Below are 4,569 nucleotides of genomic sequence, written 5' to 3'. Positions count from 1 at the left end.
GAAGATGTACGCTGGCAGCGTTGGGCCGCCGTCATCGTCGGTTTCCTGGGTGTGCTCGTGGTTCTCAGGCCGGGTTTCCGCGAACTGTCCGTCGGCCATCTGGCGGCGACCATCGGCGCGATCTCAGCCGCCATTGCCATCGTCATCCTTCGAAAGCTCGGGCCCGCCGAAAAACGCCTGTCGCTTTATGGCGCCTCRCTGCTCGGCACCCTTATCGTCAGCGGCCTGCTCATGCTCTCACAGGTGGTCGTGCCAAGCCCGCAGCAATGGCTCTTCCTTGCAAGCTACGGCCTGCTCGGCGCAGCCGGTAACGTAATGCTGATGACCGCCGCACGACTCGCCCCCGCAACGCTGATCGCGACACCGCAATACAGCCAGATGATCTGGGCGATTGCCTTCGGCTATCTCTTCTTCGACGATAGTGTCGATCTGCCGATGGCCCTTGGCATCGTGCTCATCATCTGCTCGGGCCTGCTGACGCTGATCCGTGAACGCAAGCGCCAGGTGCCTTTGCCCGCGGCTGTCGCCTCAGGTGATGCGCAGTCGCCCATTGCCACGACGCCGGTGGAAGGCGACGTGGAAGCCCCGACGCGATAGGGCCTACTCCGCCGCCTCGCGCCGGGCACGGGCGGGCGGCTCGTTCATCACCGCACGCATGCGCGGCAGGGCCGCCGGATATTCGCTCTGGATGAAATCGATCAACTTCTCGCGCACCTCGCAGCGCAGATCGAAGGTGCGGCCGGAATTTGATGCCGACACCAGAATACGGATTTCCATCACCGCTTCGCGGAAATCCGTTACGGCAATATTGACGACGCGGCGATCCCAGAGCTTCGAACCTTGCGCAATCTCCTCCACCTTCCTGCGGATCGCATCGACGGGCACACTGTAGTCGAGATAAATCATCACAGTGCCGATCAACGCCGAGCTTTCGCGCGTCCAGTTCTGAAACGGGTTTTCGATGAAGTAGCTGAGCGGCAGGATCAGCCGCCGCCAGTCCCATAATTGCACCACGACATAGGTGGAGGTGATTTCTTCCACCCTGCCCCACTCGCCTTCGACCAACAGTGCATCGTCGATGCGGATCGGCTGGGTAATGGCAAGCTGGATGCCGGCAAACAGGTTCTTCAGCACCGGCTGCAGTGCGAGGCCGACGACGATACCGGCAACGCCGGCCGAGGCGAGCAGGCTGACGCCATATTGCCGGACTGCATCGAAACTCATCATGCAGGCCGATATCGCCACGAGAACGATCAGAAGATCGACGACACGCTCCATGATGCGCGTCTGTGTTACATGCTTTCGCGCCAGAAGATTGTCTTCCGCATCGAGCTTGAAGCGCCTGAGATAGACCGTCATCCAGATATGCTTGGCGGTTTTGGCCATCCAGGCCACAAGGATGATGAAGAAGATAAGCAGGATATGCCGGACAGTTGCCGACTGCATGTCCGTCAGCGGCGCAATGGTCGCCCCGAAGGAAAGGGCGGCCACCAGCATGGCAAGCCGTACAACCCGCTTCAGGCGCGAGACGAGCGAGCGCCAGAAGAGATCCTGGTCCTTGACCAGGCGGGTCAGCAAGCGAAAGAGAATGCGATGCGCAAAGAGCGTCAACGAGATGACGACTGCGAAGATGATGACGCTCGCAAGCCAGTCCGGCAGCCAGACGCCTTCAGCACGGATATTGTCAAGAAACTCTGTCATGCAGTCGCAGTTAGGGTGCGCTGCAGCATGGGAAAGGAAAAATATAAAAAAAGACGCAGCCGAAACTGCGCCTTCAAGAAAGAGGTGGGCGGTATCGGCTTAGGTACCGATCAGCTTGTTGCAGGCAAGTGCGATGCCCGGATTGGCGATGATGGCAGTCACGATCGCCAGACCAATCATCGAAAGTGTGTAGCGTTTCATGTGCATCCTCCTTTCCAGCCCCGCGCCAAGTATGCAATGCTGACGGGCATTCTCAAAATAACGAATGATTGAAACCGTTGTGTAGGTTACCGTCAGCTCTCCCGGCCGGGATCGACGAATAGAGAGCCGTTATAAGCGCCGCAGCATGTGCGGATCGCGACGACGATCCAGATTGCGGCAAGGGCTGCGACCAGACCCTCTCTGAAGCTTGCGAGTGCCAACAACGGAAAGATGCTGGACAGCCGCAGCGTCGCAACGGCATAGACGCCGATCGGGAATGTACAATTCCACCAGCCGAGATTAAAAGGCAGCCCTGCCGCAGGTGGTTGATGGCGATGGCTACCGACGCTGATGTCGCGCAGCACGGTTGCTATGAAGTTGCACAACGGTCTTCTCACCGAGGTGAATATACCGCCCCTGCCCCGTCCCTTCTTCCTGCTGCGCCACGAAGAGCGCTATCGCAGCAAGGCGGCCGACGCGTTCGATGCGATGATCTCAGCTGATGCCTTCCTCAGCTGGTTGTCGGAGATCAGTGCTTCAGCCTCATGCTGCGGCACGGGGCAGGCTCCACGTCACATCCGTCATCAGCTAATCGATTCCCAGCCGGGCAGCGAGAGCTTCCAGACCGGCAATTTCGCGGCTTAGCTGAACATTCCAGCGATTGATCAAGGGCTCAAACGCATACCGTGATCGGCACGTGGAACCAATTCATTTCCAAAGAGTTATTACCCGTTGAAAATACAACCCATCGGCAGGGAGGCAATGATGGGCACATCCGCAATGAAAGATCATGATAAAATCCGGGAATGGATCGAAGCACGTGGTGGCCATCCCGCCCGGATGAAAAGCGGCTTGGTCGGCGTTGAGTTCAGCAGGMAGGAAAACGCTGTGGAGAACATCTCCTGGGACGAGTTCTTCAGGGTTTTCGATGCGAGCAGGGACAGTTTCCTGCATCACGACACGAATGCCACCCGTCACTGATCGCTGGCCACGACAGTATCGGCCCGAAAATCGGAGTCGATATCCGGAAAGCCTGATCTCTAACGGTATTTGCCAAATCATATAAAAACCCGACACGGAAACCGTGCCGGGTTTGCGCGTCTTCCTTGGGAGGAAAACTCAGTCGACGTTGAAAGTCAGCAGCTTTGCCTGGCGGATCGCCGAATTGGCTGTAAGCTTACCCAGAACGACATCGTCAACCGCAGCGTCTACATAAAGCAGAGCGATAGCGTCGCCGCCCTGCTTGTCGCGGCCGAGTTGGAAGTTGGCGATGTTGACACCGGCGCTACCAAGCGTTGTGCCGATGAAGCCGATCATACCGGGAACGTCGGTGTTCGCGATATAGATCATGTGGCTACCGACGTCGGCGTCGAGGTTGATACCCTTGATCTGGATGAAACGCGGCTTACCGTCGGAGAAGACCGTGCCGGCAATCGAACGCGTCATGGATTCCGTCGTTACCGTCAGCTTGATGTAGCCATCGAAGACGCCCGACTTGTCGCGCTTCACTTCGGAAAGGATCACGCCCTTTTCCTTGATCATGATCGGCGCCGAAACCATGTTGACGTCGGCAACCTGCGAGCGGATGAGGCCTGCAAGAACAGCCGAGGTCAGTGCTCGGGTGTTCATGTTGGCCGTAATGCCATCGTAGAGGATCTCGATTTCCTTGATCGGCTCTTCAGTGACCTGACCAACGAAAGCACCGAGAACGTCGGCGAGCCTGATGAACGGCTTCAGGATCGGCGCTTCCTCAGCCGTGATCGACGGCATGTTGATGGCATTGGAAACCGCACCCTTGACGAGGTAGTCCGCCATCTGCTCGGCAACCTGCAGAGCCACGTTTTCCTGGGCTTCCGTGGTCGAGGCGCCGAGATGCGGCGTGCAGACGACATTCGGTAGGCCGAAGAGCGGACTTTCCTTGGCGGGCTCGACTTCGAAGACGTCGAAAGCCGCACCGGCGACATGGCCGGACTTGATGGCTTCGGCAAGCGCTGCCTCATCGACGAGGCCGCCACGGGCGCAGTTGATGATACGCACGCCGGGCTTCGCTTTGGCAAGCGCTTCCTTGTTCAGGATGCCGCGCGTCTTGTCCGTCATCGGCACGTGCAGCGTGATGAAATCGGCCTGCGCGAGCAGCTCGTCGAGTTCGACCTTGGTCACGCCCATTTCCTCGGCACGCTCCTTGGAGAGGAACGGGTCGTAGGCAACCACGTGCATCTTCAGGCCGATGGCGCGGGCGCAGACGATGGAGCCGATATTACCGGCGCCGATGACGCCAAGCGTCTTGCCGGTGATCTCGACACCCATGAACTTCGACTTTTCCCACTTGCCGGCCTGCGTGGAAGTGTCCGCGGCCGGAAGCTGACGGGCAACCGCAAACATCAGGGCGATCGCATGTTCGGCAGTGGTGATCGAGTTGCCGAAAGGCGTGTTCATGACGATGATACCGCGGCGCGAAGCGGCCGGGATATCGACATTGTCGACGCCGATGCCGGCGCGACCGACGACTTTGAGGTTCTTGGCCGCTTCTATGATCTTCTCGGTCACCTTGGTGGCGGAGCGGATCGCAAGGCCATCGTAATTGCCGATGATTTCGAACAGCTTGTCCTTGTCCTTGCCGAGCTGCGGCTGGAAATCGACTTCGACGCCGCGATCACGGAAGATCTG

The 4,569-nt window shown here is 58.7% G+C and carries 5 protein-coding genes; 2 read left to right on the top strand and 3 right to left on the bottom strand.

Annotated features, from left to right (window positions below; translation table 11 throughout):
• Positions 1-597: DMT family transporter (locus AC1D35_RS34795; protein WP_477942442.1), on the top strand; the 597-nt coding region annotated here is incomplete at its 5' end.
• Positions 598-600: 3 nt separating this feature from the next.
• On the opposite strand, the gene AC1D35_RS34790 is transcribed toward AC1D35_RS34795, so the two are convergent.
• The gene (locus AC1D35_RS34790) at positions 601-1,701 is read right to left on the bottom strand and encodes a mechanosensitive ion channel family protein (RefSeq protein ID WP_477851727.1); all 1,101 of its coding nucleotides are present in this window, start codon (positions 1,699-1,701) and stop codon (positions 601-603) included.
• A gap of 293 nt (positions 1,702-1,994) precedes the next feature.
• Positions 1,995-2,288: an SLAC1 family transporter gene (locus AC1D35_RS34785; RefSeq protein ID WP_477851729.1), complete on the bottom strand. Its 294-nt coding sequence runs from the start codon at positions 2,286-2,288 to the stop codon at positions 1,995-1,997.
• Here AC1D35_RS34785 and AC1D35_RS34780 point away from each other — a divergent pair.
• Positions 2,275-2,547 carry a hypothetical protein gene (locus AC1D35_RS34780; protein ID WP_477851731.1) on the top strand — a complete coding sequence of 91 codons (273 nt, stop codon included), beginning with the start codon at positions 2,275-2,277 and terminating at the stop codon, positions 2,545-2,547. The two genes, AC1D35_RS34785 and AC1D35_RS34780, sit on opposite strands and share 14 nt — an antisense overlap.
• A 474-nt stretch (positions 2,548-3,021) precedes the next feature.
• Here the strand turns inward: AC1D35_RS34780 and serA are convergent.
• On the bottom strand, positions 3,022-4,569 hold a 1,548-nt coding region (gene serA, locus AC1D35_RS34775), incomplete at its 5' end, for a phosphoglycerate dehydrogenase (protein ID WP_477942438.1).

It is taken from the genome of Rhizobium sp. P1_E6 (assembly GCF_056405875.1).
Note: the sequence above shows the minus strand (reverse complement) of the source record. Positions and strands in the feature narration are given on the sequence as shown.

Excerpts from the sequence above, each read along its gene's own strand:
- AC1D35_RS34780 (WP_477851731.1), top strand. The coding sequence starts at position 2,275 with ATGAAGTTGCACAACGGTCTTCTCACCGAGGTGAATATACCGCCCCTG.
- AC1D35_RS34790 (WP_477851727.1), bottom strand. The coding sequence starts at position 1,701 with ATGACAGAGTTTCTTGACAATATCCGTGCTGAAGGCGTCTGGCTGCCG.